The sequence below is a fragment of the Pseudoduganella violaceinigra DSM 15887 genome (assembly GCF_000425385.1).
GTDB classification, from domain to species: Bacteria; Pseudomonadota; Gammaproteobacteria; order Burkholderiales; family Burkholderiaceae_D; genus Rugamonas; species Rugamonas violaceinigra.
In genome coordinates, this window is record NZ_AUDI01000009.1 from 111,238 (window position 1) to 136,851 (window position 25,614).

Here is a 25,614-nt window from a genome sequence, read left to right on the forward strand (position 1 = left end):
GTATTTCCAGCATGGTTGAAAAGCTGCCACGATAGCGGCGCTTTATGACGGCGCTATGACGAAGTTTCCAACGGCATGAAGAAAATCGATGGGCGCAGCGGCCTCAGTCCGCGGCGGCGGCCTTGCGCAAAGCCTTGGCGGCATACATGGCCTGGTCGGCATGGCGCATCAGCTGGTCGATGACTTCCCCGTGTTCGGGATAGAGGGCGATGCCGATGCTGGCATGCGGCTGCAGGGTGCGGCCGGCCAGCAGCAGCGGGGTGGCGATGACTTGCCGGATCTTGCCGGCCACCGCCGCGGCCTGCGCCTGGTCGGCGACGTTTTCCAGCAAGGCGACGAATTCATCGCCGCCGATGCGCGCCACTGTATCGGCTTCGCGCACGCAGGACGTGATGCGGCGCGCGATGGCCTGCAGCAGCTGGTCGCCGGCCACGTGGCCGCACTCGTCGTTCACCTGCTTGAAGTCGTCCAGGTCGATGAACAGCAGCGCGCCGCGCGACTGGCCGCGCCGGCAGCGCGCAATGGCCGACAGGATGCGGTCCTGGAACAGGCGCCGGTTGGGCAGGCCGGTCAGCTCGTCGTAGCGCGCCGCGTGGGCCAGGTCGGCATGCAGCGCCAGCCTTTCGATGACGGCGCCGGCCTGGCCGGCGGTGAATTCCAGCAGGTCGATTTCCTTGGCCGAGAGCGCGCCGCGGCGGCCCAGGTCCAGGCGCATTTCACCGAAGGCGATGCCCGAGCCCGACAAGGTGACGTGGTGCCAGCCGGCGGCGCCGCCCACGCCGGCGCCGGTCCGCGCGCTGGAATAGGCCAAGCGATCGCCCGGCTGCAGCAGCACGGCCATGGCGCGCAGCGGCAGCAGCTCCTGCAGGATGCGCTCGACGGCGCGGAACAGCTCGGGCAGCGTTTCCGCCCCGTGCGCCGCGGTCGCCAGGGCCAGCATGCCAGCCTGGCGCTGCTCGGCCAGTTTGCGCTCGCTGATGTCGCGCGCCACGCCGATGCGCAGGCGGTCCTGCGCCGACCAGCGCGCGCTCCACATGATGTGGGCCACGCTGCCGTCCTTGCGCAGGTAGCGGTTTTCGAAACCGAGGCCGGGGCGGCCGTTCAGCACCTGTCCCATTTCCGCCACAGTGCGCGCCTGGTCGTCCGGATGGATGAAGTCGAGGATGACGCGACCGACCATTTCTTCCGGCGCGTACCCGAAGATCACCTGGCAGGCGGGATTGACGAACACGATGCGCCCGCCCTCCTCCACCATGAAGACGGCATCCATCAACAGCTCGGGCAAGCGTTCCAGGGCATCGGTCATGCGTCGAGGATACCGCAAAACCCGGTGGCTGTTTTCATGATATTGGCCGGCCCGGGCCAATCAAGTTGTGCTGTGTGTGCGATACTGCCAGCCTCTGACACACGATCGAAAGGCTGAAAATGCATTGCGGGGTTTGTGGTGGTACTGTTTTTTCCTGCAGGCCGGTGCTGTGGGACGGTTTGATCAAAGAGTGGCAGCTCTCCCGGAGCGAGGCGGACTACATCGACCGCCAGCAGGGCGAAACCTGCGACCAGTGCGGCGCGAACCTGCGCTCGATCGCCTTGGCAAACGCCGTGCGCGCCTTCCTCGGCACCGCGCAGACGCTGCAGGAAGCCTTGCATGGCCCGGATAGCCGGACGCTGTCTATCCTTGAAATCAATGAAGCGGGCACGCTCACTCCCTTCCTGCGGCGCTTCGGCGGCTATGTCTTCGGCGCCTACCCGGAGGTGGACATGCACGCCATCCCGTACGCCGACGCCACGTTCGACGTGGTGATCCACTCCGATACGCTGGAACATGTGCCGAACTTCGTGCATGCGCTGAAAGAGTGCCGGCGCGTGCTCAAGCCGGGCGGCGCGCTGTGCTATACGGTGCCGACCATCGTGGGCCGCATGACCCGCGACCGCAGCGGTCTGCAAAAGAGCTTCCACGGCAACCCGGCGACCGCCAGCGACGACCTGGTGGTGCAGACCGAGTTCGGCGCCGACGCCTGGACCTACCCGATGCTGGCCGGTTTCACCGATGTCAGCATCCACACCGCAGCCTATCCAGCCGCCACCGCCCTCATGGCGCGCAACGGCTGGACCGTCCGCTAGGACACCGGGCGCGATCGCCGCCGCTACTCCGAGATATTCAGCAACTTGTAGTTCGGGTCGGCGGTGATCTGCGCCTCGGTGTAGGGCAGCTTGACCCACTGGCCCTTGACGTACAGCTTGGTCAGGTCGTTGAAATGCGGGCTGTCCGGATTGGACGACTGGCCGTAGGTCAGCATGCCTTCCGCCACCGGGCCGCCGTCGTCCCAGGTCACGAACTGGAGATAGCTGTTGCCGTAGGCGCCGGCATTGGTCTTGGAATCGGCCGTGTAGATCCAGATGCCCGGGTAGATCTGGTTCTTCACGCCGCGCCAGTTCATGAAGGTGTAGCGGCCACCCGGCGGCGCCAGGCTGCCATCCGGGCGCGAAAGGGTCTGCACTTCTTCCGGGCGGGTGCGCCGCTTGGCCGCCGTGTCGAACTGGCTGCCGGCGACCAGGGCCTCCAGCTTGGCCATGGCGGCCGGGATATTGGCCGCGCCGCGCGGCGTCTCCAGCGGATCGGCCGGGTTGTAAGGCACGCTCCACCACGAGCCGGCATTCAGCTCGCCCAGCGCGGCATACAGCTCGAAGAAAAGAATGGCGCCCGCGCTGCCCGGCGCATGGGTCTTGTCCCAATCCTGCAGCACGGTGCAGGCATCCTTGGCCGCCGCCGAAGCGCTGCCGGACGCCAGGCAGGCGCTGGTGAATTCCGGCAGCCACTTCTGCGCCTTGAAGAAGCGCGCCTGCAGGTAGATCTGCTGCAGGTTGGCCATGGTGAAGCGGTTGCCCGCCAGGCCGTCGGCCGCGGCCAGGCGGTCGCGCACGATGGCGTGGCCGGTGCGGGTGCGGTTGTTCTGCGGCGCCCCTTCCGCATTCGGGCCGGTGGCGATGATTTTCGGGTAGCCGGTGAGGAAGGCGCCGGCCGAGGGCCACCAGTGGCTGTCGTTCGCATTCAGGATATAGTCGCTGCGCTTGATCCAGGGCCGGCGCGCGGCGCTCACCGCGCCCGACCAGTCGCAGGCCGAGCTGGTGCCGGCCATGACCACCACGCCGGTGCTGGCCATGATGTCCTGGAACGGCGCCCCTTGCGCGGCGCCGGGCACGCAGCCGGCCAGCTGGGCGTCGGCGACATTGGCCGCCACCGAGAAATTACCGTACAGCGTGTCGCCGGCGCTGTCGGCGGCCATGGTGTTCACCCACGGCATGGCTACATGGGTCAGGGCCGCCTGGCGCAGGCTGTCGACGCTGCTCGATTTCCCGTTCAGGATGACCTGGTCGATCAGCTTGTAGTTGGCCAGGTTGGCGTCCTGGATGGCGAAGGCCGACGCCGTGCCCCAGGCGAAGGAGCTGTCCATCAGCATCGGCCCGAACTCGGTGGTGTACAGGGTACGCGACAGCTGCGTCACGGCGCCATCGGCGCCCTTGACGCTGATCGTCAGCGGCACGGCCGTCATGACCACCGGCTTGCCGTCCTTGATGTAGCGCGTCGGGTTGCTCGGGTCGAGCACCAGGTAGCGCAGGGTGAAGCGGTTATCGGTCGAGAAAGTGTGGGTCCAGGCGACCTTGTCGTTAAAGCCGATCAGCGGCAGCGGCACGCCCAGCAGGGTGGCGCCGTACACATCGTAGCCCTTGCCGGTGACGGTCAGGTGCAGCTGGTTCAGGCGCAGCGCGCCCCACCACGGGAAGTGCGGGTTGCCGAACACCAGGCCCTTGCCGGACTGGGTCACGTCGCGCCCCAGGCCGAAGCCGTTCGAGCCGATGGCATGCTCGTGCAGCGCCTGCATCCCTTGGAAGATGGAGGAACGGGTGTACCCGGCGGCGGCCAGCAGGCGCGTCTTGCCGCCCGTGCGCAGGGCGGCGCCGGCCGTCTTCGGCGGCTGCGCCGAACCGATCTGCTTGATGAAGGCCAGCGAGCTGCCCGCCATCGAGGCCTGGGCGAAGCGCAGGTAGGCGTCGTCCTCGGTCATCGGCTGCACCCAGGCCATGCCGCTGCAGGCCGCGGGCAGGCTGGCGGCCGGGGTCTCTTTCAGGTAGCGGTTATAGCCGGCCACGAAGCCGGCGGTCAGGTCTTGCGCATCCTGGCTGGACGCGGCCTTGATGTTCGCCGCCAGCGCCGGCGTGAACGTCAGTTTATAGAAGAAGTCGGAATCGATATTGGGGAAGGTGTCGCCCAACTGGCCCAGGTAGCCGCCGGCGCCGCCGAAATGCCGGGCGCGCTCGCCGTGCAGGGTCACCAGCTCTTCCGCATACAGGCAGACATTCTCCTTGGCAAAAGCGTAGCCGTAGCCGTAGCCGGCGCCCTTGAAGCTGTCGGCTTTGACGTGCGGCACGCCGTAGGAAGTGTAGCGGATCGAGGCGACGTAATTGGTGCCGGAGATGGGCGCCGCCGCGGGACCGGCCGGGGCGGCGCCGCTGCTGCCGCTGCACGCCGCCAGCACGGCGCAGGGAATGAAAGCCAGAACACGGGATAAAAAACTTTGTCGCATCTTTTCTCCTAGTTTTCAGCATGATCAAACTTAACTACTTGATAATAATAACCCGCGCGCAGCGTGAACAACCGGAATGCCGCATAATCGCGGTTCATTGTCCAACCGAGAGAGTTTGCGCATGACTGGAATCACCGACTTCCCCATCCACGCCAAATGGCCGGCCCGGCACCCGGAACGCCTGCAGCTGTATTCCCTGCCCACGCCGAACGGCGTGAAGGTGTCGATCATGCTGGAGGAGACTGGCCTGGCCTACGAGCCGCATCTGGTCAGCTTCGAGAGCAACGACCAGATGTCGCCGGAATTCCTGTCGCTCAACCCGAACAACAAGATCCCGGCCATCATCGACCCGGACGGTCCGGGCGGCCAAGCGCTGCCGCTGTTCGAATCGGGCGCGATCCTGCTCTACCTGGCGGAAAAGACCGGCAAGCTGCTGCCGCAGGACCCGGCGGCGCGCTATGAAACCATCCAGTGGCTGATGTTCCAGATGGGCGGCATCGGCCCGATGTTCGGCCAGGTCGGCTTCTTCCACAAATTTGCCGGCAAAGAATACGCCGACAAGCGCCCGCGCGACCGCTACATCGCCGAATCGGCGCGCCTGCTGGCGGTGCTCGAGCAGCGCCTGGCCGGCCGCAAATGGGTGATGGGCGAGGAATTCAGCATCGCCGATATCGCGATCTTCCCGTGGGTGCGCAACCTGGTCGACTACTACGGCGCCGGCGAGCTGGTGGGCTTTGACAAGTTCAGCAATGTGCGCCGCGTGCTGGGCGCCTTCCTCGACCGGCCGGCCGTTGTGCGCGGGCTGAAAATTCCGGCACACGCTTAATTCCTGCGGGGGGTCGGGCGTGGAATGGCCGGGCGCTTCCACCGCCATTGAGGCGCATTACCTGCATGTGCTGGCGCCGCGCCTGGCCGGCCGCGGCAGCGTTGATTTGGGCAACTGGGCCGGCGACGGCGGCGCGACGGTGAGCGACACCGCGTCCGCCGTGCAGGGCGTGCTGCTTACCAGGTAAAGTCGTCCGGGATCTGGTAGTCGGCGTACGGATCGTCTTCCGCCGGCTGCCCGCTGGCCGGCTTTTTCACCGCCACCACCACTTCCGGCGCGCGCTCGGCAATCTTCTCGGCCACCACCTTCGGCACCAGTTCGGCCACGCCGTCCAGCACCACGATGGCCAGGCGGCCGTTGACCAGGTGTTGCTGCACCTTGTCCGACACATAGATGCGGTCGATCTTGCTGCCCAGGGTGAAGTTATAGGCCACGTCGCCGTTGCCCTTGGGCTGGCGGTGCTGCTGTACCATCTGCACCACCTGCGCCAGGATCGCCTTCTGGCCAGCGGCCGCGTCGCGCTGCGCATTCAGTTCGCGCGCCCGCTCGGCGTTCTTGCGCTGCAGCGCCTGCGCCGCTTCGCGCGACTGGTCGGACGCCTTGGTGCCGCTGCGCAGCTCTTCCTTGTGCTGCTTGGACTTGTCTTGCAGCGCCTTGTTGACCTTTTTCTTGTCGACCAGGCCGGCCTTCATCAATTGTTCTTGCAATGAAACCATGTCACACTCCTTTGTTGCCCACAGTTTAACAGAGGGCGTATAGTCGCCCTCATGCAACGGCACCTCCTTCTCGCCGGCGCCCTGGCGGCGCCCCTCCCCTGCGCCGGCGCCGCTGAAGCGCCGCAACTGGCCGCCCTGGTCAATGCCTGGCGCACCGCGCCGGCCCTGTGCCAGGGGCAGCAGCGGCCGGCCGTGCCCGCGCTGGCGCCGCAGGCCGTGCTGGCGCGCGTCGCGCTGCGGCCCGGCACCATCGTGCTGGCAGCGCTGGACCAGGCCGGCTATGACGCGCAACTGGCCGACGCGGTGCAGGTGGCCGGCCCGGCCGATGCGCGCAGTGCTTTCGACGCGCTGCGCCAGTCGTATTGCGCCATGCTGGGCGACCCGCGCTACCGCCATATCGGCGCGCACCAGGACGGTAACAGCTGGACCATCGTGCTGGCGGTGCCCACGCCCAATCCAAGCGTGCTGCTGCCGGACCCCGGCGCAGCCGCGCAGCAAGTCCTGCAAGCGACCAACGCCGCGCGCGCCGCGGGCCGGCGCTGCGGCGACAGCTGGATGGAAGCGGCGCCGCCCCTCACCTGGAACGGCCAGCTGGCCGCGGCGGCGCTGGCGCACAGCCGCGACATGGCGCAGCAGGGCTACTTCACCCACAGCAACCCGCAGGGCCAGCAGGCGGCGCAGCGCGCCGAAGCGCAAGGCTACCGCTGGCGCCAGATCGCGGAAAACATTGCGCGCGGCCAGAACAGCGCGCAGGAAGCCGTGGCGGGCTGGATCGACAGCCCGGGCCATTGTCGCAACCTGATGAATCCGCAGCTGGGCGAGATGGGCGCCGGCCTCGCCATCCGGCCCGGCAAGCACCCGACGGCCTACTGGACCCAGGTCTTCGGTAGCGCGCGCTGAGCTTGACTTCCGCCCCCCGCGGACTAGGCTAATCTGACCGGCAGCCCTGCGGCATGCCGTCGCAGGCACCGGTACTTTGGGGGATGCCATGGACACCAAGAAATTCATCAGCGAAGGCTATCGGCTATTCGCGGCGGGCGACCTGCAAGGCCTGCTTGCACGCTTCAACGACGATGCGGAAATGATCAATCCCGATTCGGACTACCTGCCCATAGGGGGCAGCTATCACGGCACCAAGGAAATCGCCGAATTTTTCATGAAGCTCAATGAAACCACCCAGTGCACGGCGCTGGAGACCAAGACCATGGTGCAGGAAGGCGACACGCTGGTGGTGACCGGCGAATCGAGCTGGATCGCCCGCAGCACCGGCGTCCCCTACGACAACCCCTTCGTCCACGTGTTCAAGGTCCAGGGCGGCAAAATCGCCGCCCTGCGCGTCTACTACGACACCAGCAAGCTGGAACACGCCCTGCAGCCGGCCAGCGCCGGCAAACCTGCCGGCAACGCCCTGCACCACTAGGCGCTGGCGAGCGCCATCAAGGCTGCAGCGGGCCGCCGATCTGGCGCGCCAGGAAAGCGGCGGCCTTGTTCCAGAAATCGATGCGATTGGCCGCCAGCGCCGTCTGGCGGCCAGGCTGTTCATACGCGAGCACGTCGGACTGCGCATTGCCGGCTTTCAGCAGCTGGGCCAGCTGCGGGGCGTAGCGGGCCAGCGCGGCGCCATCGTCCTTGCCATAGGCCAGCAGCACCGGGCGCGCATACTTGCGCTGCGGGTCCAGCAGCGCGGGCTGGCTGGCGCCGCCGATCTGGCCCAGCGGCGTGTGCAGCGGCGGCTGGCAGTCGCAGCGGTCTTCACGCTGCTGCAGCATGGCCGGGTCGACCTGCGGCGACCAGCTCAGCGCGCACTTGAACATGTCCGGCTGCAGCGCGGTGGCCAGGACGGCGGCATAGCCACCAAAGCCGGTGCCCGCCGCGCACACGCGCTCCGGGTCGGCCACGCCCTGCGCGGCGGCCCATTTCACCGCGGCGGCCAGGTCGTCCTGCAACCCTTTCCCCCATTGCTGCCAGCCGGCCTCGAAGTAGCGCGCACCATAGCCGTAAGTGCCGCGCGGATCGAGCTGCAGCACGGCGAAGCCTTGCGCCGTCAGGAACGATTCCGCCGCGTTCCATGATTCGGGCTGGGCGCGCTGCCAGGCCTTCTCGCCCAGCAGCAGCACCAGCGGCAGGGTCTTGCCGGCCCTGGCCGCAGGCACGCTGAGCCAGACCGGCATGTCCATGCCGCCGGCCAGCTTGACGCTGCCGGCGATGCGTTCCGGCGCCGTCTTCGGATCGATGCCCGGCAGGCTGTCGCCGATGCGCACCAGTTTGCCGCTCACGCTGTGATACAGGTAATAGCTCGCCGGTTCGCGGTAGGACTCCGCGGACAGCAGCAGGTACGGCAGCTCCGCCCTGGCGGCGGGCAGCAGCGTGTTGACGGTATTGGGCAGGGCCGCGTCGACCTGCTGCTGTGCCGCGCGCAGGGCGGCGTCATACCAGATCGTGGTGCGCGGGCCGGCGCTGGTGCGAAAGCCCAGGATACGCCCGCCACCGACGATGAACTGCCCCTCGGCATCGTTGCCGGGAATACTGATCAGCGGCTCGGCGCCCAGTTTGCGCTGGGCCGGGTCGAAGCGGTAAATGCCCGTCGTATCCTGCCCATTGCGGGCGGCGACATACAGTTTGCCGTTCAGGTGCAGCAGGGGCGCGATGGCGTCGGCCGCGCCCGGCGCGAAATTGGCCAGCGGCAGCCAGTCGCCGCCGCCATCCTGCTGCTGCAAGAGATGGCGGCCATCGCGCTGGATCAGGGCGACGCTGAGCCTGCCTTTCTCGTCGACCAAGCGGTCCAAGGTATAGTTGCGCCCGCTGTCGGCATCGCCGCTGAGGCGCTCGAACGGTGCGAACAGCAACGTCATGTTGCCGCCGCGCGTATCGAGCCGCGACAGCACCCTGGCGCCGTTCTCGTACACGCTCGTGACAAAAATATCGTGGGCGCCAAGGCTGCTGCGCAGCCAGCCATCGCTATCGGTACTGCCACTGAACAGATGGCGGCCCGGCTGGGCGAACCGTTCGCTGTGCGGCACCAGCGGCGCCACTTCGGCATAGCCGCTGCCGTCGCGGTCGAGGGCGATAATGCCTTTCGGCACCGGATTGCCGCTGTTGTTCACGTTCGCCACGGTGAGCAGGAGACGATTGCTGTTGATCCAGCTGGCGCCCACCACGTCGGCATTGCTATAGCTGAAGGCCGGCGCCAGCTTCTGCGACTGCGCCGCCATCACGCCCACCATGGTGCGCCCGGATTCATTGGTCAGCAGCATGCCGACATGGCGCCCGTCCGGTGCCATGGCGGCATCGTGCAGGGCCGGGTCGCGGAAATATGCGGCCGCATCGGGCGCGGCGGCAGCCTGCAGGGCCGCGCCGGCGGCAAGCAGGGAGAAAGCGAGGCGGGGCAGGCGCATGGCGGCGATCACGATTACCAAAACTGCAACATTACCCTATGCAAGTTGCACTGGCAACTGCAGCACTCTGTTTGACGCGGCGACGGACTATGTTAGGTTTGAGGCAATGCCATCCTGAGGAGAACAACAATGCACACCCGGGTCAAACGCAGCGCCGCCGCCGGCACCATGCTGGCGGCCATGTTCAGTACCGGTCCTTCGCAAGCCGTGCGCGCACCGGCCTTTGACCCGCTGCTCGATGGCGCCCTGTGCGCCAGTCCCGGCACCGGGCGGCCGCTGCTGCAGGCCATGGCGGCGCAGGCGGAAACCGCGCCATTCAAAGCGGCCCTGCAATCGCGCCAGCCCGGCGAAGCGGGGCCGCCGCCGCTGTACAAGGACCTCGGCAAACTGCACCTGGCGGTCAGTACGCGCAGCCCGCGCGCCCAGGCCTATTTCGACCAGGGGCTGCGCCTGCTGTTTTCCTTCAACCACGCCGAAGCCGCGCGCGCCTTCCGCGCCGCGCAGCAGGCCGACCCGCAATGCGCCATGTGCCACTGGGGCGAGGCCCTGGTGCTGGGACCGAATATCAATGCGCCGATGTTCCCGGAAGCGGTGGCGCCCGCCTTTGCCGCCGCGGAACGGGCCGCCGCCGCGGCCGCCAGCGCCAGCCCGGTGGAGCAAGCCCTGGTGCGCGCCGTCCAGCAACGCTATGCCGCCCAGCCGCCCGCCGACCGCGCGGCCCTGGACCAGGCCTACGCCGCCGCCATGACCGAGGCCGCGCACAGCTTCCCCAACGACGACACGGTCCAGGTGCTGTTCGCGGAGTCGCTGATGGACCTGTCGCCATGGAATTACTGGGAAGCCGGCGGCGCCAGCCCGAAAGGACGCACGCAGGAACTGGTGGACGCGCTGGAGCGCGTGCTGGAGCGCAACCCGAGCCACCCGGGCGCCATCCACTACTACATCCACGCCGTGGAAGCCTCGAGCCACCCGGACAAGGCCCTGCCCTATGCGCGCCAGCTGGCCCGGCAGATCCCCGGCGCCGGCCATATCGTGCACATGCCCTCGCACATCTACTACCGCGCCGGCCTGTACAAGGATGCGCTGCAAGCGAATATCGACGCCATGGCGGTCGATGAAAAATACTTCCGCAGCGCCGCCAGCGACGCCGTGTACAAGGGCGCCTACTACCCGCACAACATCCACTTCGCCATGGTGTCGGCGCTGATGGGCGGGGACGGCAAGGCGACGCTGCAGGCGACGCAGCGGCTGGAACAGGCGCTCAGCCCGGAGCTGCTGCGCGCCATCCCGCCCCTGCAGCCGGTGCGCGCCGCCCCCTACTTCGCCCATGTGCAGTTCAGCAGCCCGGACACCCTGGTGGCCCTGCCCGCACCGGCCGAGGAATTCGTGCTGCTGCGCGCCATGTGGCATTACGCGCGCTCCGTCGGGTTCGCGCGCAAGGGCCTGTGGGCCGAGGGCCAGCGCGAAGTGGACAGCATCGCCGCCATCGAACAGAAGGCCGACTTCAAGCCGCTCGACGAACGGGGCGTGCCGGGCGCCGATATCGTGCGCACCGCGCGCCTGGTGGCGGCCGGCAAGCTGGCCGAAGCCAAGGGCGATCTGCCGGCCGCCATCGCCAGCTTCACGGAAGCGGTGGCGGCGCAGGACAAACTGCCGTATATCGAGCCGCCCTACTGGTACTATCCGGTGCGCCAGTCGCTGGGCGCGGCGCTGCTGAAAGCGGGCAAGCTCGATGAGGCGGAAGCGGCGTTCCGCGCCTCGTTCGCCAAGACCCCCAGCAACGGCTGGGCCCTGCGCGGCCTGGCCGAGGTGTACGACAAGCGCGGCGACAAGGCCGCGGCGGCGGCGGCCCGCAAGCGCCTTGCCGCCACCTGGCTGGGCCCGAACGCGGGCCCGGCGCTGTCACGTCTTTGATTCCGCCTTTGATTCCGCCTTTGATTCCGCCTTTGATTCCGTCTTTGATTCCGCCTTTGGCCCGGTCCCCCAGCACGGACCGGGGCCCCTGGTTTGCCTGAGCCGGCGCGCGGCAGGCCGTCGGCCTACGCGCGCCCGGGTTTCCAAGTAACATACGCCCCACTCTCACAATCCAGGTACAAGCATGAGGAACAAACGCTGGGCGGCGCTGCTGCTGGGTGGGCTGTTAGCGCTAACGGCGCGGGCGCAGGAAGTGCACCCGGATGGACAAAGTTTCGAGCGGCGGCGCTGGTCGCAGGCGGACGGTGCGCCGCAGTTTGCCATGACCGTGACCCAGACCGACGATGGCATGTTGTGGTTTGCCGGGCCATCGGGATTGCACAGCTTTGACGGGCTGCGCTTCCGGCGCGTGGATAAGGTGTACGGCCATGCGCTGTCGTCGTCCAACATCTCCATTGCGCGCAAGGTGCAAGGCGGGCTCGCGGTCGGCTATTACTTTGGCGGCTTAAGCATCTTCATGCCCGGTTCGGTCACCCACTACGTGCCCGGGCGCGACTTTCCGCGCGGGTCCGTCATGGACATCGCAGTGGGCAAGGATGGGGTGATGCATTGCGCCACCAGCAGCGGCCTGGCGGTCCTGCGCGATGGCAAATGGCAGCCGGAAGGCCAGTCTTCGCTGCCCCAGGGACGGGCCAACTGGGTCAAGATCGACCAATCCGGCCGGCTGTGGGCCTTCATCGGCAAGGACTACTTCGTGCGTCCCATCGGACGCGAAGACTTCGTGCCAGTGCCGGTGCCACCCGATTCAAGGACCACCATCCGCACCGACGGCCTGTATGCCAAGCCCGCCGGCAAAGACATCCAGCGGCTCGACATCGTCGCGACGCCGCCGCCGGAGCGGCTTGACCACCCGGAGCTGTACAAGAACGTACCGATCAAGGGCCCGCACGGCACGCAATGGGCCTATCGCGGCGACGGCCTGGTGCGGCTGGCGCCCGGCGAGGACGGCGTGCTGCGGGCGGTGGAACTGTTCGCCAGCGGATCGGGACGGGAGGAAGTCATCAGCCGTTCCACCATCGACCGCGAAGACAATCTCTGGCTGCTCACGCCGAGCGGCGTCGAACGCTTGCGGCGCCACCGCTTCCATCGGCTGGACACGCAGTTGAACACCTTCTTCTGGCTGGCGCAGCGCGGTCTGGGCGACGAACTCTGGTTCGGGGCGATCAATACGCCGCTGCTGCGGCGCAAACCCGACGGCACCACCGAGGCCACCGAGATCCGCAATTTCAACGCCCTGTTGCGCACCGCCGCCGACCATGTCTGGGTCGGCGGCAACGCCCTGTGGGAATTCCACGGCGGCACGCAGCGCCGCTGGGCCTTGCCGGCGCAAGCGGGAAAAGAGGGGGAAATCCAGGCCCTGGCGGCGGAGGCCGACGGCGGCCTGCTGGTGTCCATTGTGCGCAACGGCTTGTGGCGCTTCGCCCACGGCCAATGGCAGCAGGACGAGCGCCTGCGCGGCGTGGTCGATCCGGTGCCGGTGGCCATGCTGACCGACGCCCGGGGCAAGACATGGCTGGGCTTCGCCGGCGGGCGGCTGGTCGAACTGGCCGCCGGCCAGGCGCACCCGCTGCCGGCCAGCGCCGGCCTGCAGGTGGGCAATGTCCTGTGCCTGCTGGACATCGGCGGCAAGCTGCTGGTGGGCGGCGATCTCGGCGCCGCCTGGATCGACGGCGGCCAGGCGCATGCGCTGCGGCCGGAACATGCCGAGCGCTTCCAGCACGTCAGCGGCATGGTGCTCGACGGCCAGGGCAGCCTGTGGGTCCATAGCAACGACGGGCTGCACCGCTTCGACGCGGCGGCGCTGGCGCAGTTCTGGAAAACGCCCGCGCTGCCGCTGCAGGCGGAGCTGTTCAACTTCGAAGACGGCGTCGGCGGCGTCGCGGCGGGCGGACGGCCCCTGCCCTCGCTGGCGCAGGTGGGCGGACGGCTGTATTACGCCACCGTTTCGCAAGTGGGCTGGATCGATCCCGCCGGCATCAGCCGCAATCTCCGTCCGCCGAACGTGCTGCTGCAGACGCTGCGCACGCCGGAAAAGGACTATGCGCCGGTCGACCAGCTGGTACTGCCGCAGCAGACCAGCGCCATCGAGCTGGCCTTCACGGCAACGGCCCTGTCGATCCCGGAACGGGTACGCATGCAATTCCGGCTGTCGGGCGTGGACCGCGACTGGCGCGACGCCGGCCTGGAACGGCGCGCGCAATACACCAACCTGGCGCCCGGCCATTACCGCTTCCAGGTCAGGGCCGCCAACGAGGACGGCGCCTGGAATCACGACGGCGCCCAGCTCACGTTCGCCATCCCGCCCGCGTTTTGGCAGACCGACTGGTTCCGGACCCTGGGCGCGCTGGCCGCGCTGGCCCTGTCCGTCCTGCTGTACCGCTGGCGCGTCGCGGTGATCGAACAGCGCGCCGCCCACCACGCCATCCTGCGCCTCGATGCAACGCTGCAGGAACGCAGCCGCATTGCGCGCTCGCTGCACGACAACCTGCTGCAGGCGGTGCAGGCGCTGCTGCTGCGTTTCCATTTGGTGGAGCAGAAGCTGGCGCAGCAGCCGGAGTTGCAGCAGATGGTGGGCAGCGCGCTCGATTACGCCGAAACGCTGGTGGCCAGCACGCGCGACGAGGTGATGGCATTGCGCCGGCCGCAGGACGCCGACGAATTATTCGCGGCGCTGCGCCACGCGGCCGCGCAGGCCGGCGCCGGCGCCGGCGCCGAGCAGCGCCTGAGCTTTACGGTGTCGGGCCAGCCGCGCTACCTGCGCGCGGACTGCTGCGCCGAACTGTCCAGCGTGCTGCGCGAAGCCGTGCTCAATAGCGTGCTCCATTCCGGCGCCCGGCAGATCGCCGTGCGCCTGACGTTCGAGGACGACGCCTTGCTGGCCGAGGCCAGCGATGATGGCGCGGGCATGGATGGCGCCATCGCCCGGCACGGCAAGCCAGGCCATTGGGGCATTCCCGGCATGCGCGAGCGCATCGTCCGCCTGGGCGGCCAGTTCGACATCGCGGCCGGCGCGCAGGGCGGCGTCGCGGTGCGCCTGTCGATTCCGGCCCGGCAGGCGTATGCCTGAGCGGGCGGCGCCCGGGCGGCCGGGCGCGGCGCTGGCCACGCTGTGACGCCAGCGCCGCGTGCCGCGGCCGGCAGCGGTGACAGGGCGGTCCATTGGGCGTACCATGAAGGTTCCCAAGAGCAAGGAAACGAGCCCATGGCAGCCCCCGACCAGATCACCCACTGGCGCGAAATGATCTTTGCCCGACTGGTGCAGATCGTGCTGGTGCTGGGCCTGGCCACCGCCATTCCCAGCATGCTGCAATCGCTGCGCGAGGGGCTGTGGGGCGTGGTGGTGGTCGACGCCATCGCGCTGTCCTGGCTGACGGCCCTGTGGCGCCTGCAACAGCGGCTGTCCTTGCGGGCGCGCGCCATGCAGTTCCTGCTGATCGCCTTCGCGGTCGGGGTGGCCCTGATGCTGCAGGTGGGGCCGGTGGCCCACACCTACCTGCTGGCCGTGCCCTGCCTGGCGGCCCTGCTGGTGGGACTGCAGCCGGCCATCTGGCTGCTGCTGGCCGGCGCCGTGGCCATCGTCCTGACCGGCTACGCGCCGGCGCCGCCGGCCGCCGGCCCGGCCGACGACGCCGTGCTGCGCGCGGCCATCGTGGCGCTCAATTACCTGTTCATCGCCGGCATCCTGACCTTGAGCTGCGGCGTGCTGCTGCGCCACCTGGCGCGCTCGCTGGCCGAGGGCGAGCAACTGGCCTTCTACGACCCCTTGACCGGCTTGCCGAACCGGCGCCTGCTGCTGGACCGGCTGGGCAGCCTGCTGGCCAGCTCGGCGCGCCAGCAGCTGTTCAGCGCCGTCATGTTCGTCGACCTGGACCGCTTCAAGACCATCAACGATGCGCGCGGCCACGCCACCGGCGACCACCTGCTGCGCCTGGCCGCCGGACGCCTGGCGGCGCTGGTGCGCAAGAGCGACACCGTGGCGCGCATCGGCGGCGACGAATTCGTGGTGCTGCTGGCGCACCTGGCGCCCGACCTGGCGGCGGCCGGCGCCGCGGCGCAAGGGGTGGCCGAGAAGATCCGCCAGGCGCTGGGGCAGGAGGCGGAAATCGACGGCCAGCGCTACGGCTGCTCGGCCAGCATCGGCGTGACCCTGCTGCCGCGCTACGGGCGCCACGCCGACGACCTGCTGCGCGAAGCCGACACGGCGATGTACCGCGCCAAGCATGCCGGGCGCGACGGCGTGGCCTTCTTTGAAGCGGCCATGCAGGCCGAGGTGGAACGGCGCCTGACCTTGGAGCGCGAACTGGCGCAGGCCATCGCCGAGGAGCGCCTGCACGCGGCGTTCCAGCCGCAGTTCGACTGCCAGGGCCGGCTGCACGGCGCCGAGCTGCTGGCGCGCTGGCAGCGCGCCGACGGCGCCATGGTGGCGCCGGCCATCTTCATCCCGCTGGCCGAGGAAGCGGACCTGATCGTGCCGCTCGGCCTGTGGGCGCTGCGGCAAGCCTGCCTGGCGCAGCAGCGCATGGCGGCGCTGGGCCTGGCGCTGCCGCTGTCGGTCAATGTCAGCCCGCGCCAGTTCAGCCAGAGCGACTTCGTGGCGCAGGTGCGCGCCCTGCTGCAGGCGCACGGCGTCGCGCCGGCGCTGCTGATCCTGGAAGTGACGGAAGGCTTGCTGGTGGACCGGCTCGAGGACATCGTGGCGCGCATGCAGGAGCTGGCGGCGCTCGGGGTGCGCTTTTCCATCGACGATTTCGGCACCGGCTATTCCAGCCTGGCCTACCTGAAGCGCATGCCGCTGTACGAGCTGAAGATCGACCGCAGCTTCATCCTGGACATGCCGGACAACCCGAGCGACATGGTGATCGTGCAAACCATCCTGGCCATGGCCAGCCAGATGGGCTTGCGGGTGGTGGCGGAAGGGGTGGAAACGCAGGCCCAGGCCGACTTCCTGGCGGCGCACGGCTGCCATGCGCTGCAAGGCTACCTGCTGGGCCGGCCGGCGCCGCTGGCGGCGCTGCTGGACCTGCTGACGGCGCAGGCGGCGCTGCAGCCGCACCGCGCCGCCCGCCCGCCTTAGCCGAACGGCACGGTCAGCGCCTTGCGGATCGCCAGGCAGCGCTGGTCTTCCTGGTGCGCCACCAGCAGGGCGCGGCGGGTGCCGGCGCTCAGCTCGGGATAGGCGGCGGCCGCCTCGGCCAGGCGCTGCACGCTGGCGGCGGTGCAGGTGGCCGGGATCATGGCGCCGGCGTAATCGCGCATGAAGACCGGACCGGCGGACTTGTCCAGCAGGGGCAACTGCGCCAGGCGCGCGGCGGCGCTCTGCTCGTTCAGCGCCACCTGGCTCGACGGGTACAGGCCGTGCATCGCGGTGCGCAGGCGCGAGAACGGCAGCTTGCTTTGCTGGTCGCCGATCTTGGCCAGCCATTCCTGCTTGACCTGCGCCTCCGGACGCGCCACCTGGGCCGCCACGGCCGCCAGTTCGCCGCTATCGGACTTGTCGCGCGCCTGTTCGGCCGCGATGCGCGCCTGGGCGCCCGGCGCCGCATAACGGTTCAAGACGGCGATGATGTCCCAGCGCAGTTCCTGGCCCAGGGTCAGGCCCTTGACCTGGCTGCGCCCGTCCAGCAGGGCGCCCAGGCGCGCCAGCGATGCCGGGCTGCCGGCCGCCGCCAGATAGGTGTTGAACCAGCGGCGCTGGAAGTCGCCCGTGGTGGCGTTGGTGCGCGCCCAGGCCATGCTGGCGATGCGCTCCGCGCTGGCGCGGGTGTACGGGGCGTCGGCCGACATGGTGCGCAGGTATTTCAGCGCGCCCTGCGTCTTGCCCAGCACATCGCCCAGCAGCACGTAATCGTTTTCCGCCGGCGCATTGGCCAGCACGGTGTCGAGGAACTCGTTGAGCGGCAGGTCGCCGTCGCGCACATTGTCCCACATGCTATGCCACAGCATGGTGCGCAGCAGCTTGTCGGCCACCTTGCTGACGTCCTTGCGCGCGGTGGCGGCGGAGCGCGCATCGAGCTTGGCTTTCACGAAGCCCCAGTCCTGGTAGTTCGGGTAGACCAGGTCGGGGCAGGCGGCGCCCTGCAGTTCCGCCACCTCGGTGCTGGCGCCCTTGTAGGTCACCGGCAGCACCTTGGCCACCCGCAGCTGCGGGCCCTTCTTCTGCATCAGGGCCAGCTGCACGCGCTGCTCGCGCAGGGTGGGGAATTGCGCCACCGCGCTCTGCTGCAGGCTGAAGGCGGCGATCTTGCCGGCCTTGCAGCGGTAGTTGGCGGTGATGGTGTTCACGCCCGGCTGGTACAGCCAGTCCTGGGTCCACTGGCCCAGGTCGCGGCCGGCCGCCGCGGCCAGGCTGCCGATGAAGTCGTCCAGCTTGGCGTTCTTGAACTGGTACTGGACCAGGTAGTTGTGCACGCCCTGGCGGAAGGTCTCTTCGCCCAGCAGGTGGCGCAGCTGCTTCAGGGTGGAGGCGCCCTTCGCATACGTGATGGCGTCGATATTGTCGAAAGCGTTGGCGGTCGACGGCACCGGGGTTTCGATCGGGTGGGTGGTGACGCGCTGGTCCTGCACATAGGCGCCCGCTTTGCCTTGCGCGTAGAAGTACTGCCAGGCCGAGTCCTTGAATTCGGTGGCTTCGGCGGTGGCCAGGGTGCCCATGAAGGACGCGAAGCTCTCGTTCAGCCACAGGCCGTTCCACCACTGCATGGTGACCAGGTCGCCGAACCACTGGTGCGCCATTTCGTGCATGATCACGCTGGCCAGTTCGTGCTTTTCCTCGCCCGTCATGCTTTCCTTGTGCAGGAAGGCACGTTCGGCGAAGGTCACGGCGCCGGCGTTCTCCATGGCGCCGTACAGGAAGTCCGGCACCAGCAGCTGGTCGTATTTGCCGTACTGGTAAGGCACGCCGAAGTAGCCGTCGAACCAGGCCAGGCCCTGCGCCGTGTAGGTGAACCATGCGGCGGCGTCGACCTGGTCGGCCACCGACTGGCGCGCGAACAGGCGCATCGGGTACTTGGCGGACGTGTTGTCTTCCCACACTTTGTACGGGCCGGCGTGCAGCGAGAAGTTGTAGGGGCTCAAGACCTTCGATGCCGGGAAGGTCCAGCGCTTGACCGGCGCGCCCGCCACCGCTTCCACCTGGCTTTCGCGGGTGGTGGACACCACGGTCCAGTCGGCAGGGGCGGTCACATTGACCTGGTAGGTGGCCTTCAGGTCCGGCTGGTCGAACAGCGCGAACATCTGGTGCGCGGCGGCGGGCTCGAAATGGGAATAGGTATACACGCGGCCATCGACCGGATCGACCATGCGGTGCAGGCCCTCGCCATTGGTGCTGTGCTTGCGCTCGAATTCAACCGTCACCGTGTTGCGGCCCGCCTGCAGGTCGGCGGCGGCCAGGGTGATGAACCAGTTGTTGTATTGCGGTGCAGCGATCGTCTTGCCATTGACCACCAGGCGCTTGATGCTGGCCTGGTCCAGGTCCAGGGTCAGGGGCTGGGCGTTGTCCTGCAGGTCGAAGCTGACGCTGGTGGTGTTGCGGAAGGTTTCCTGGCCGCTCAGGGTGAAGTCCAGCACATAGGCCACATTGGACACGCGCGCCGAACGGGCGGCGGCGTCGGCCTGGCTCAGGTAGGCGTTTTCCGCGCGCGCGGTGGCGGCGCTGTGATCGGCCGCGATGCCGCTGGTGGCGACGAGGGCGCTGACTGCCAATGCAATGGCGTGAGGAACTAGCAATGTCATGGTTATCCTTGTACATGTCTCGCCCCGGACCGGCCCCGGTCAGGTGGCGCGGAGGATGATACCATTCCGACATGGACATCCAACTCGAGACCCCCAACCAGCCCGACGTCGTGGCCCTGATCGACCAGCTGGACGCCTACCAGCTGTCGCTGTATCCGCCGGAGAGCGTGTATGCGCTCGACATGCAAGCGCTGCTCCAGCCCAACGTGCTGTTCGCCGTGGCGCGCAATGCGCAGGGTGCGGCGGTGGGCTGCGGCGCCATGCTGCTGACGCCGCAGTACGGCGAAGTCAAACGCATGTTCGTGCACCCGGACGCGCGCGGCCAGGGCGTGGCGCAGCGCCTGCTAGGCCTGCTGGAAACGCAAGCGCAGGCGCGCGGCTGCCGCCAGTTCATGCTGGAGACCGGACCGGCGCAGGCGGCTGCCATCGGCTTGTATCAGCGCCTGGGCTACCGCGTGCGCGGACCGTATGGCGACTATGGCGCCGATCCCTTGAGCGTCTTCATGGAGAAGGCGGCATGACGGACGCCCTGCACGATCTGCGCCAGCGCACGCGCGCCTTCGCCGCCGCGCGCGACTGGGCGCCGTACCACACGCCGAAGAACCTGGCGATGGCGCTGTCGGTGGAAGTGGCGGAACTGGCCGAGCATTTCCAGTGGCTGCCCAGCGGCCGCGCCGCCGAACTGGCGCCGGGCCAGCAGGCCGCCATCCGCCACGAGCTGGCCGACGTGCTGCTCTACCTGGTGCAGCTGGCCGACCAGCTCGAAGTCGACCTGCACGCGGCGGCGCTGGAGAAAATCCAGCTAAATGCCGTCAAATATCCGCCCTCAAAGGGCTGAGGCAGGCTGCGCGCCGTAGCGTTCAGTCCGAGGTCGAGCAGACCAGCAGATCCCAGCCGTCTGCAGGGATGAAGGCATAGGCGAAATCCCAGCACACCGGATAGGCAGGATGGCCCGTCCTGAAGCGGAAGGACTACAGGGCGATGGCCCGCATGCTTGCCGCCGCCGCATCCCTGCAAATCTCGTCCAGCAAGGCGAGAAATGGGACGAAGCGCGTAATCCCCGCTTCCGGACCGGCGCCGTGGTCGCCGGTATAGCCCAGGCAATGGCGCAGGTGGGTCTCGAGGTCGCGCGGCGAGGCCGCGCGCAACTGTTCGGTGGCCACCGCGCGCCCGATCAACTTCGTTGCGATGTCGTCCACGGAATCGCCGCTACCGCCGGCGATCGAGTAAGTGCGCAGGAAGACCGCGTAATTCATGGCCCCGTCATGGAGGAGGTCTTCCATTTTTTCAAGCAGGTCTTGCCGCATCCCGCCCCCGCTTCAAGCGCCGTTCAGGAATTGGCCGACGAAGGCGCTGTACGCGTCGCGCATCGGCAGCTCCATGTCGGTGACGATGGCGCGCCGCTGCGAGACGACGGCGACATTGTCCTTCGGGTTGAAGCCGACCTTCTCCTCCAGGCCCCAATACAGGCCGACGCCGCGCTTCTGCCAGTTCGGCAGCGCGTTGAAATTAATGCCGCGGCTAAACAGCAGTTCATTCTTGTCGGCCAGCGACTTGCCGGCGATGGCGGCGGCGGCGCTGTCCGGGGTCGCGCCTTCCTTGCGCAGCATCCAGTAGCAGTGCGCGTTCATGGCATTGCGGTGGGCGTCCTCGTTGCGCCACCTGAAGTAGTCGACCACCAGGCGCTTGCTGGGCAGCTCAGAGATGCGGCAATCGAAGGCGGCCAATGCGCCCAGCATCAGGCTGAATTTGGCCGATGCCTCGCCGGCCAGGATGGAATTGTATTTGCGGGTCTTGCGGCCGAAGACGTCGATGTCCGCGTCGAACAGCAGGGAAATCTCGTCGCTCTCGGTATAGCCGTAAACGACCTTGAAGCCGCAGTTCATCAGGTGCCGGGTGGTGTCGACCATCAGGTCGCGGAAACGCACGTCGAACGGCGCGTCGAAACCGGCGCTCTCCTTGGTCAGCCGGGTGAAACTGCGGCCGTCAATCCGCGCCACCATGTAGATCCCGGGCAGCACGCAATGGTCATGCGCGGTTTCGTACACGCGCATCGACGCGTCGAGTTCATCAAACTTCATGATTCCATGCTTTCACAATACGCTGGCCATCGACCCAGTCGACGTACAGCAATTCATCAAAACCTTCATCCATGCCGGGGATCTCCAGGCGCTTATGCGTGGCGAAGATGCCGACATCGGGGATGCATTCCCGGCCCTGGCGCTGCCGGTTCCACTGCAGGCTGCGTTCCAGGTCGCTGCGGAAGTAGAAGCACCGGATCCGGTAGCCGTGCTCGCGCAGCAGCTTGACGTAGCGCGCGCGCACCTCCCTGCCGGCATTGGTGTTATCGATCACCAGCGGCATGCCGGTGTCGAAGCAAAGTTCGAACATGCGCTGCTCCCGGTGCTTTGTCTTCAGCAGGTCGTTGCTGATGCGCACGTGGGAATTGAAGAAGTGCTCCTTGTAGAAGGTCGACTTGCCCGAAGCCTGGATGCCGACGAAGATGACTGCCTCCATTCAGATGCCGAGCGCCTTCCTGATCTGGGCGCCGACGATGACCCAGGATTTCGAATCGGCCGAGACTTCATCGTAATGGCTGCCGCCGGGCAGTACCAGCACTTCGGCGGCGTCGCCGGCGGCCCGCGCGCGGCGCGCGTAGTTCTCGCCCGTCACGGTGGGCGAGATGTCGTCATGCTCGCCGTGGATCAGGATGGTGCGCACGCCGGCCGGCAGCATTTCGGCCGGGGACGTGTCGGAGAAGACATCGGGCCGCAGGGCGCTCGGCGTGCCGGCAATCTGCGCGGTTTCCCGATCGCAGGTGCGGCGGATCAGGGCCGCTTCGTTGCGCAGATCGGCCAAGCCGCCCAGGCTGATCACGGTCCCGATCTTCAGCGGCTGCGGCACCCAGGCGGGGCTCCATGCGGGCAGCTTGTGGCGCGAGACGGCCCACTGCGCAAGGTGGCCGCCGGCGGAATGGCCGACCGCCACGATGCGCTCCAGATCCAGCGCACTGCTGGCCGCCTCCTGCCGCAACAAGTCGACGGCGCTAGCGACGTCCTGGTACATGCCGGGATAGCCGCCGCCCGGCTCGTCGTAGCGCCGGTATTCCACGTTCCACACGGCGATGCCTTGCGCGGTCAGCGCGCCGGCCATATTGCGCATCTGCCCGATGCCGCCGAATTGCACCGTCCAGCAGCCGCCGTGGATCAAGACCACGACCGGGTGCGGGCCCGGCCCGGCGGGCGTGAACAGTTCGACGAACTGGCTGGGCGCAGCGCCGTAGGCAATGCGCTTGCCGGGGGCGGGGCCGCTCAGCGCCAGGTAGCCGTCCAGCGCCAGCGGCTGGCGCACGACGGCGTCGGGCGGCGCGGCCGCGGCGGCCACGGCGGCGGCGCCGGCGGCGGCGCACAGGGAATGGCGGATCAGTTTGTGCATGGTGTTCCCTGCGCTGTCTGGAATAGCCAGCAGGATAGCGCGGGGCTGGCTAATCCAGCAACAAATCTTCGCTGCGGCGGTAGCCTTGGCGGCGCTCGTTGCCGCTCCAAGGCTGCATGCTAGGCAAGGCGGCGGGCGAAGGTGGCTGAGGGAAAGGCTTGGGCGCGGCCGCGGCCAATTCTCGGCGGCAATCGATTGCTCGCTTCCATTTGCGTTCGCCGGGGAAAAGCAGGTAGATGTCGCGCCAGGCATTGCGTACCATGCCCGGGGCCAGGGTATTGAACCGGTTGGGCGAAACCGCCTGGCCGTTAAAGATGACCACATCGCCGTCGACGACAGCGTAGCGACATTCCGAATAATTGTCTGAACGCAGCCGCGTGCCGTCGGGCAGGAAAAGGTTCTTCCAGCGATAGCCGTGCACGGTCGCCGCGCGATGACGGAAACCGTCCGCTTTTGCTTTGTCGAGCCAGGCGAGCACCGCTTGGTCGGCGATCTCGTCGAGCTCGTCGAGCCTGCGGTGCGTGCGCAGGTAAAGTAGTAGGGAGGACAGGGTGTCGGGGGAAACCGCCAGGGACGCTCGAGAAAACATACTATTTTCCCTTTCTAGAATGATCTGGAATCGTCTGAAAACGTCTGGAATCGCTTAGGCCTAGGAAAATTGGGGCCAAAAAGCAAATTCCAGACTGTTTCAGACCAAATCAGAACGTTCTAGTTCCCCTTTTCAGAAAATTTCCGCGAGGGGCAGCGGCGGTTTACTTGCCCTTCTTGCCGGGCAGCGGTTTCCTTGGCGGCGTGTGTTTGCCGGACATCGGCGGCATGGCGTCGGCCAGCGACATATTCAGCTGCTTGCCGCCAACCCATACCTTGCGCAAGTGCTTGAAGATATCGTCCGGCATACCATCGGGCATTTCGACGAAGGCATGGTCGCCCAGGATCTCGATACGGCCGATGAAGCGCGACTCGAGGCCGCTTTCGTTGGCGATGGCGCCAACCAGGTTGCCCGCATTGACACCGTCCTGCGCCCCCACTTCGACGCGGTAGGCGCGCATCGGCATCGGTGCGGCGCCGTTGTCGCGGTCTTTCTTCTTGCGCTTGGGCGCTTCCTCGAACATCGGCTCGTCGTCGTCATCGCGCGCCGACAGCGGCAGCGCGTCGTGTTCCGGCTTGGCGGCGCGTTCCGGCTTGGCGGCGCGCGGCGGCTTGGCGGCCGGCGCCGGCGGTGCGCTTTCGCCATCGCGGTGCAGGCGCAGCGGCTGGCCGGCGACGCGCAGGGCGGCCAAGACTTCCAGGGCGTCCGGCGCCAGGTCGTCCGGCATGTCGAGCAGGGAGTAATCGTCGTAGATCTCGATACGGCCGATGAACTTGGAATCGATGCCGCCCTCGTTGGCGATGGCGCCCACGATATTGCCCGGTTTGACGCCGTGCTGGTAACCCACTTCCACGCGGTAGGTCGCCTTGCCCGGCTCGGCCTCGCGCTCGATGCGCTCCTTCTTCGGACGCGGCTCGCGCGGCTCACGTGGCTCACGCGCTTCGCGCGGTTCACGTGGTTCGCGGCCTTCGCGTTCCTGGCGCGGCGCGCCGTCTTCATGCCAGCCCTTCTCGCGCGACTTGTCGAGCAGCAGCGGCTTGCCGCCGCTGGCCATCAGCGCCAGTGCGGCGGCGATTTCCACGGCCGGGATATTGTGCTCGGCCTCGTATTCGCTGACCAGCGTTTCGTAGAAGGCCAGGCCTTCCTGCGCCAGGGCGTCGGTGATCTGGTCCTTGAAACGCTGCACCCGCACGTCGTTGACGGCCTGCAAGGTCGGCAGCGTCATCGGCGTGACCGGCTGGCGCGTGGTGCGCTCGATCAGCTTCAGCAGGTTGCGCTCGCGCGGCGTGATGAACAGGATCGCTTCGCCGCTGCGGCCGGCGCGGCCGGTGCGGCCGATACGGTGGGTGTAGCTTTCCGGGTCGTACGGCACGTCGTAGTTGACCACGTGGCTGATGCGCTCCACGTCCAGGCCGCGCGCCGCCACGTCGGTGGCGACCAGGATGTCGATCTTGCCGTCCTTGAGCTGGCTGATCATGCGTTCGCGCGCCGCCTGCTGCATGTCGCCGTTGATGGCGCCGGCCGAGAAGCCGCGCGCCTGCAATCGCTCGGCCAATTCTTCAGTGCCGATCTTGGTGCGCGAGAAGATGATCATGCCGTCGAACGGCTCCGCTTCCAGGATGCGGGTCAGCGCATCGAGCTTGTGCATGCCGGACACCAGCCAGTAGCGCTGGCGGATATTCGTGTTGGTGGTGGTCTTGGCCGCCACCAGCACTTCGGCCGGGTCGTTCAGGTAGGTGGTGGCGATGCGTTTCACCTGGGCCGGCATGGTGGCCGAGAACAGCGCGGTCTGGCGCGTCTTGGGCGTCTCTTGCAGGATGCGCTCGACGTCTTCGATGAAGCCCATGCGCAGCATCTCGTCGGCCTCGTCCAGCACCAGGGTTTTCAGCTGCGACAGGTCGAGCGAGCCTTTTTCCAGGTGGTCGATGACGCGGCCCGGGGTGCCCACCACCACGTGCACGCCGCGGCGCAGCGCTTGCAGCTGCGGGCCGTAGGACTGGCCGCCGTAGATCGGCAGCACATGGAATTTCGGGATATGGGCGGCGTAGCGCTGGAAGGCCTCGGCCACTTGGATCGCCAGCTCGCGCGTCGGCGCCAGCACCAGCGCCTGCGGCGCCATCTGCTTGATGTCGATGCGCGACAGGATCGGCAGGGCAAAGGCGGCGGTCTTGCCGGTGCCGGTCTGCGCGGTGCCCAGCACGTCGCGGTTGGCCAGCAAATGGGGGATGGTGGAAGCCTGGATCGGGGACGGGCTCTCGTAGCCCACTTCTTTCAGCGCCTTCAAAATGGGGGCGCTGAGGTTCAAATCGGTAAACAGGGTGTCAGACATGGCGGCACTCGTAAGGTTATTGTTGTATCGCCTTGA

General features: G+C 67.7%; 21 protein-coding genes. 10 read left to right on the plus strand and 11 right to left on the minus strand.

Going from position 1 to position 25,614, the window contains the following annotated elements:
• Positions 1-103: 103 nt before the first annotated feature.
• Positions 104-1,306: a diguanylate cyclase domain-containing protein gene (locus tag H597_RS0106810; RefSeq protein ID WP_028101467.1), complete on the minus strand. Its 1,203-nt coding sequence runs from the start codon at positions 1,304-1,306 to the stop codon at positions 104-106.
• Between the two features lie 179 nt (positions 1,307-1,485).
• Here H597_RS0106810 and H597_RS0106815 point away from each other — a divergent pair, with 179 nt between their 5' ends.
• Positions 1,486-2,121 carry a class I SAM-dependent methyltransferase gene (locus H597_RS0106815; RefSeq protein WP_229632117.1) on the plus strand — a complete coding sequence of 212 codons (636 nt, stop codon included), beginning with the start codon at positions 1,486-1,488 and terminating at the stop codon, positions 2,119-2,121.
• Positions 2,122-2,144: 23 nt separating this feature from the next.
• On the opposite strand, the gene H597_RS0106820 is transcribed toward H597_RS0106815, so the two are convergent.
• A complete protein-coding gene (locus H597_RS0106820) occupies positions 2,145-4,583 on the minus strand; it encodes a penicillin acylase family protein (protein ID WP_028101469.1) in 2,439 nt (812 codons plus the stop codon).
• A gap of 121 nt (positions 4,584-4,704) precedes the next feature.
• Here H597_RS0106820 and H597_RS0106825 point away from each other — a divergent pair, with 121 nt between their 5' ends.
• Both H597_RS0106825 and H597_RS34715 read left to right on the plus strand, forming a co-directional pair.
• Positions 4,705-5,409 carry a glutathione S-transferase N-terminal domain-containing protein gene (locus tag H597_RS0106825; protein ID WP_028101470.1) on the plus strand — a complete coding sequence of 235 codons (705 nt, stop codon included), beginning with the start codon at positions 4,705-4,707 and terminating at the stop codon, positions 5,407-5,409.
• A 19-nt stretch (positions 5,410-5,428) separates the two neighbouring features.
• Complete coding sequence (locus H597_RS34715; RefSeq protein WP_154667997.1) at positions 5,429-5,596, plus strand: hypothetical protein; 168 nt, start codon at positions 5,429-5,431, stop codon at positions 5,594-5,596.
• Here the strand turns inward: H597_RS34715 and H597_RS0106835 are convergent.
• Positions 5,586-6,125: a DUF2058 domain-containing protein gene (locus tag H597_RS0106835; protein ID WP_028101471.1), complete on the minus strand. Its 540-nt coding sequence runs from the start codon at positions 6,123-6,125 to the stop codon at positions 5,586-5,588. The two genes, H597_RS34715 and H597_RS0106835, sit on opposite strands and share 11 nt — an antisense overlap.
• A gap of 51 nt (positions 6,126-6,176) precedes the next feature.
• On the opposite strand from H597_RS0106835, the gene H597_RS0106840 reads away from it, so the two are divergent.
• Together H597_RS0106840 and H597_RS0106845 are read left to right on the plus strand one after the other, a co-directional pair.
• Positions 6,177-7,025 (plus strand): CAP domain-containing protein, encoded by an 849-nt coding sequence (locus H597_RS0106840; protein WP_035373359.1) that lies wholly within the window; start codon positions 6,177-6,179, stop codon positions 7,023-7,025.
• Between the two features lie 88 nt (positions 7,026-7,113).
• On the plus strand, positions 7,114-7,545 hold the full coding sequence (locus H597_RS0106845) for a nuclear transport factor 2 family protein (RefSeq protein ID WP_028101473.1): 432 nt from the start codon (positions 7,114-7,116) through the stop codon (positions 7,543-7,545).
• A 16-nt stretch (positions 7,546-7,561) separates the two neighbouring features.
• Here H597_RS0106845 and H597_RS0106850 read toward each other — a convergent pair whose 3' ends face one another.
• Entirely contained in the window at positions 7,562-9,520 is a 1,959-nt protein-coding gene (locus H597_RS0106850; protein ID WP_154667998.1) for an alpha/beta hydrolase family protein, read from the minus strand.
• Positions 9,521-9,649: 129 nt separating this feature from the next.
• On the opposite strand from H597_RS0106850, the gene H597_RS30040 reads away from it, so the two are divergent.
• The 3 genes from H597_RS30040 (at position 9,650) to H597_RS0106865 (ending at position 16,568) form a co-directional block, all read left to right on the plus strand.
• Positions 9,650-11,434: a tetratricopeptide repeat protein gene (locus tag H597_RS30040; protein WP_154667999.1), complete on the plus strand. Its 1,785-nt coding sequence runs from the start codon at positions 9,650-9,652 to the stop codon at positions 11,432-11,434.
• A gap of 184 nt (positions 11,435-11,618) precedes the next feature.
• A complete protein-coding gene (locus tag H597_RS0106860; protein ID WP_028101475.1) occupies positions 11,619-14,561 on the plus strand; it encodes a sensor histidine kinase in 2,943 nt (980 codons plus the stop codon).
• Positions 14,562-14,696: 135 nt separating this feature from the next.
• Positions 14,697-16,568, plus strand: coding sequence for a putative bifunctional diguanylate cyclase/phosphodiesterase (locus H597_RS0106865; RefSeq protein WP_028101476.1), 1,872 nt, complete (start codon positions 14,697-14,699; stop codon positions 16,566-16,568).
• On the opposite strand, the gene pepN is transcribed toward H597_RS0106865, so the two are convergent.
• On the minus strand, positions 16,565-19,225 hold the full coding sequence (pepN, locus tag H597_RS0106870; protein WP_028101477.1) for an aminopeptidase N: 2,661 nt from the start codon (positions 19,223-19,225) through the stop codon (positions 16,565-16,567). The two genes, H597_RS0106865 and pepN, sit on opposite strands and share 4 nt — an antisense overlap.
• A 71-nt stretch (positions 19,226-19,296) precedes the next feature.
• On the opposite strand from pepN, the gene H597_RS0106875 reads away from it, so the two are divergent.
• A complete protein-coding gene (locus H597_RS0106875; protein WP_028101478.1) occupies positions 19,297-19,746 on the plus strand; it encodes a GNAT family N-acetyltransferase in 450 nt (149 codons plus the stop codon).
• Positions 19,743-20,063: a nucleotide pyrophosphohydrolase gene (locus H597_RS0106880; RefSeq protein ID WP_028101479.1), complete on the plus strand. Its 321-nt coding sequence runs from the start codon at positions 19,743-19,745 to the stop codon at positions 20,061-20,063. The genes H597_RS0106875 and H597_RS0106880 overlap by 4 nt, the downstream gene beginning before the upstream one ends.
• A gap of 133 nt (positions 20,064-20,196) precedes the next feature.
• Here H597_RS0106880 and H597_RS0106885 read toward each other — a convergent pair whose 3' ends face one another.
• From H597_RS0106885 to H597_RS0106910, 6 genes are all read right to left on the minus strand, one after another.
• Positions 20,197-20,508, minus strand: coding sequence for a hypothetical protein (locus H597_RS0106885; protein WP_154668000.1), 312 nt, complete (start codon positions 20,506-20,508; stop codon positions 20,197-20,199).
• Positions 20,509-20,544: 36 nt separating this feature from the next.
• Positions 20,545-21,306 (minus strand): tRNA(His) guanylyltransferase Thg1 family protein, encoded by a 762-nt coding sequence (locus H597_RS0106890; RefSeq protein ID WP_028101481.1) that lies wholly within the window; start codon positions 21,304-21,306, stop codon positions 20,545-20,547.
• The gene (locus tag H597_RS0106895) at positions 21,296-21,742 is read right to left on the minus strand and encodes an AAA family ATPase (RefSeq protein WP_028101482.1); all 447 of its coding nucleotides are present in this window, start codon (positions 21,740-21,742) and stop codon (positions 21,296-21,298) included. The genes H597_RS0106890 and H597_RS0106895 overlap by 11 nt, the downstream gene beginning before the upstream one ends.
• Complete coding sequence (locus H597_RS0106900) at positions 21,743-22,660, minus strand: alpha/beta hydrolase family protein (protein WP_083940984.1); 918 nt, start codon at positions 22,658-22,660, stop codon at positions 21,743-21,745.
• 49 nt (positions 22,661-22,709) lie between these two features.
• Entirely contained in the window at positions 22,710-23,249 is a 540-nt protein-coding gene (locus H597_RS30045; RefSeq protein ID WP_051293600.1) for a hypothetical protein, read from the minus strand.
• 163 nt (positions 23,250-23,412) lie between these two features.
• On the minus strand, positions 23,413-25,578 hold the full coding sequence (locus tag H597_RS0106910) for a DEAD/DEAH box helicase (RefSeq protein ID WP_028101484.1): 2,166 nt from the start codon (positions 25,576-25,578) through the stop codon (positions 23,413-23,415).
• Positions 25,579-25,614 lie beyond the last annotated feature (36 nt).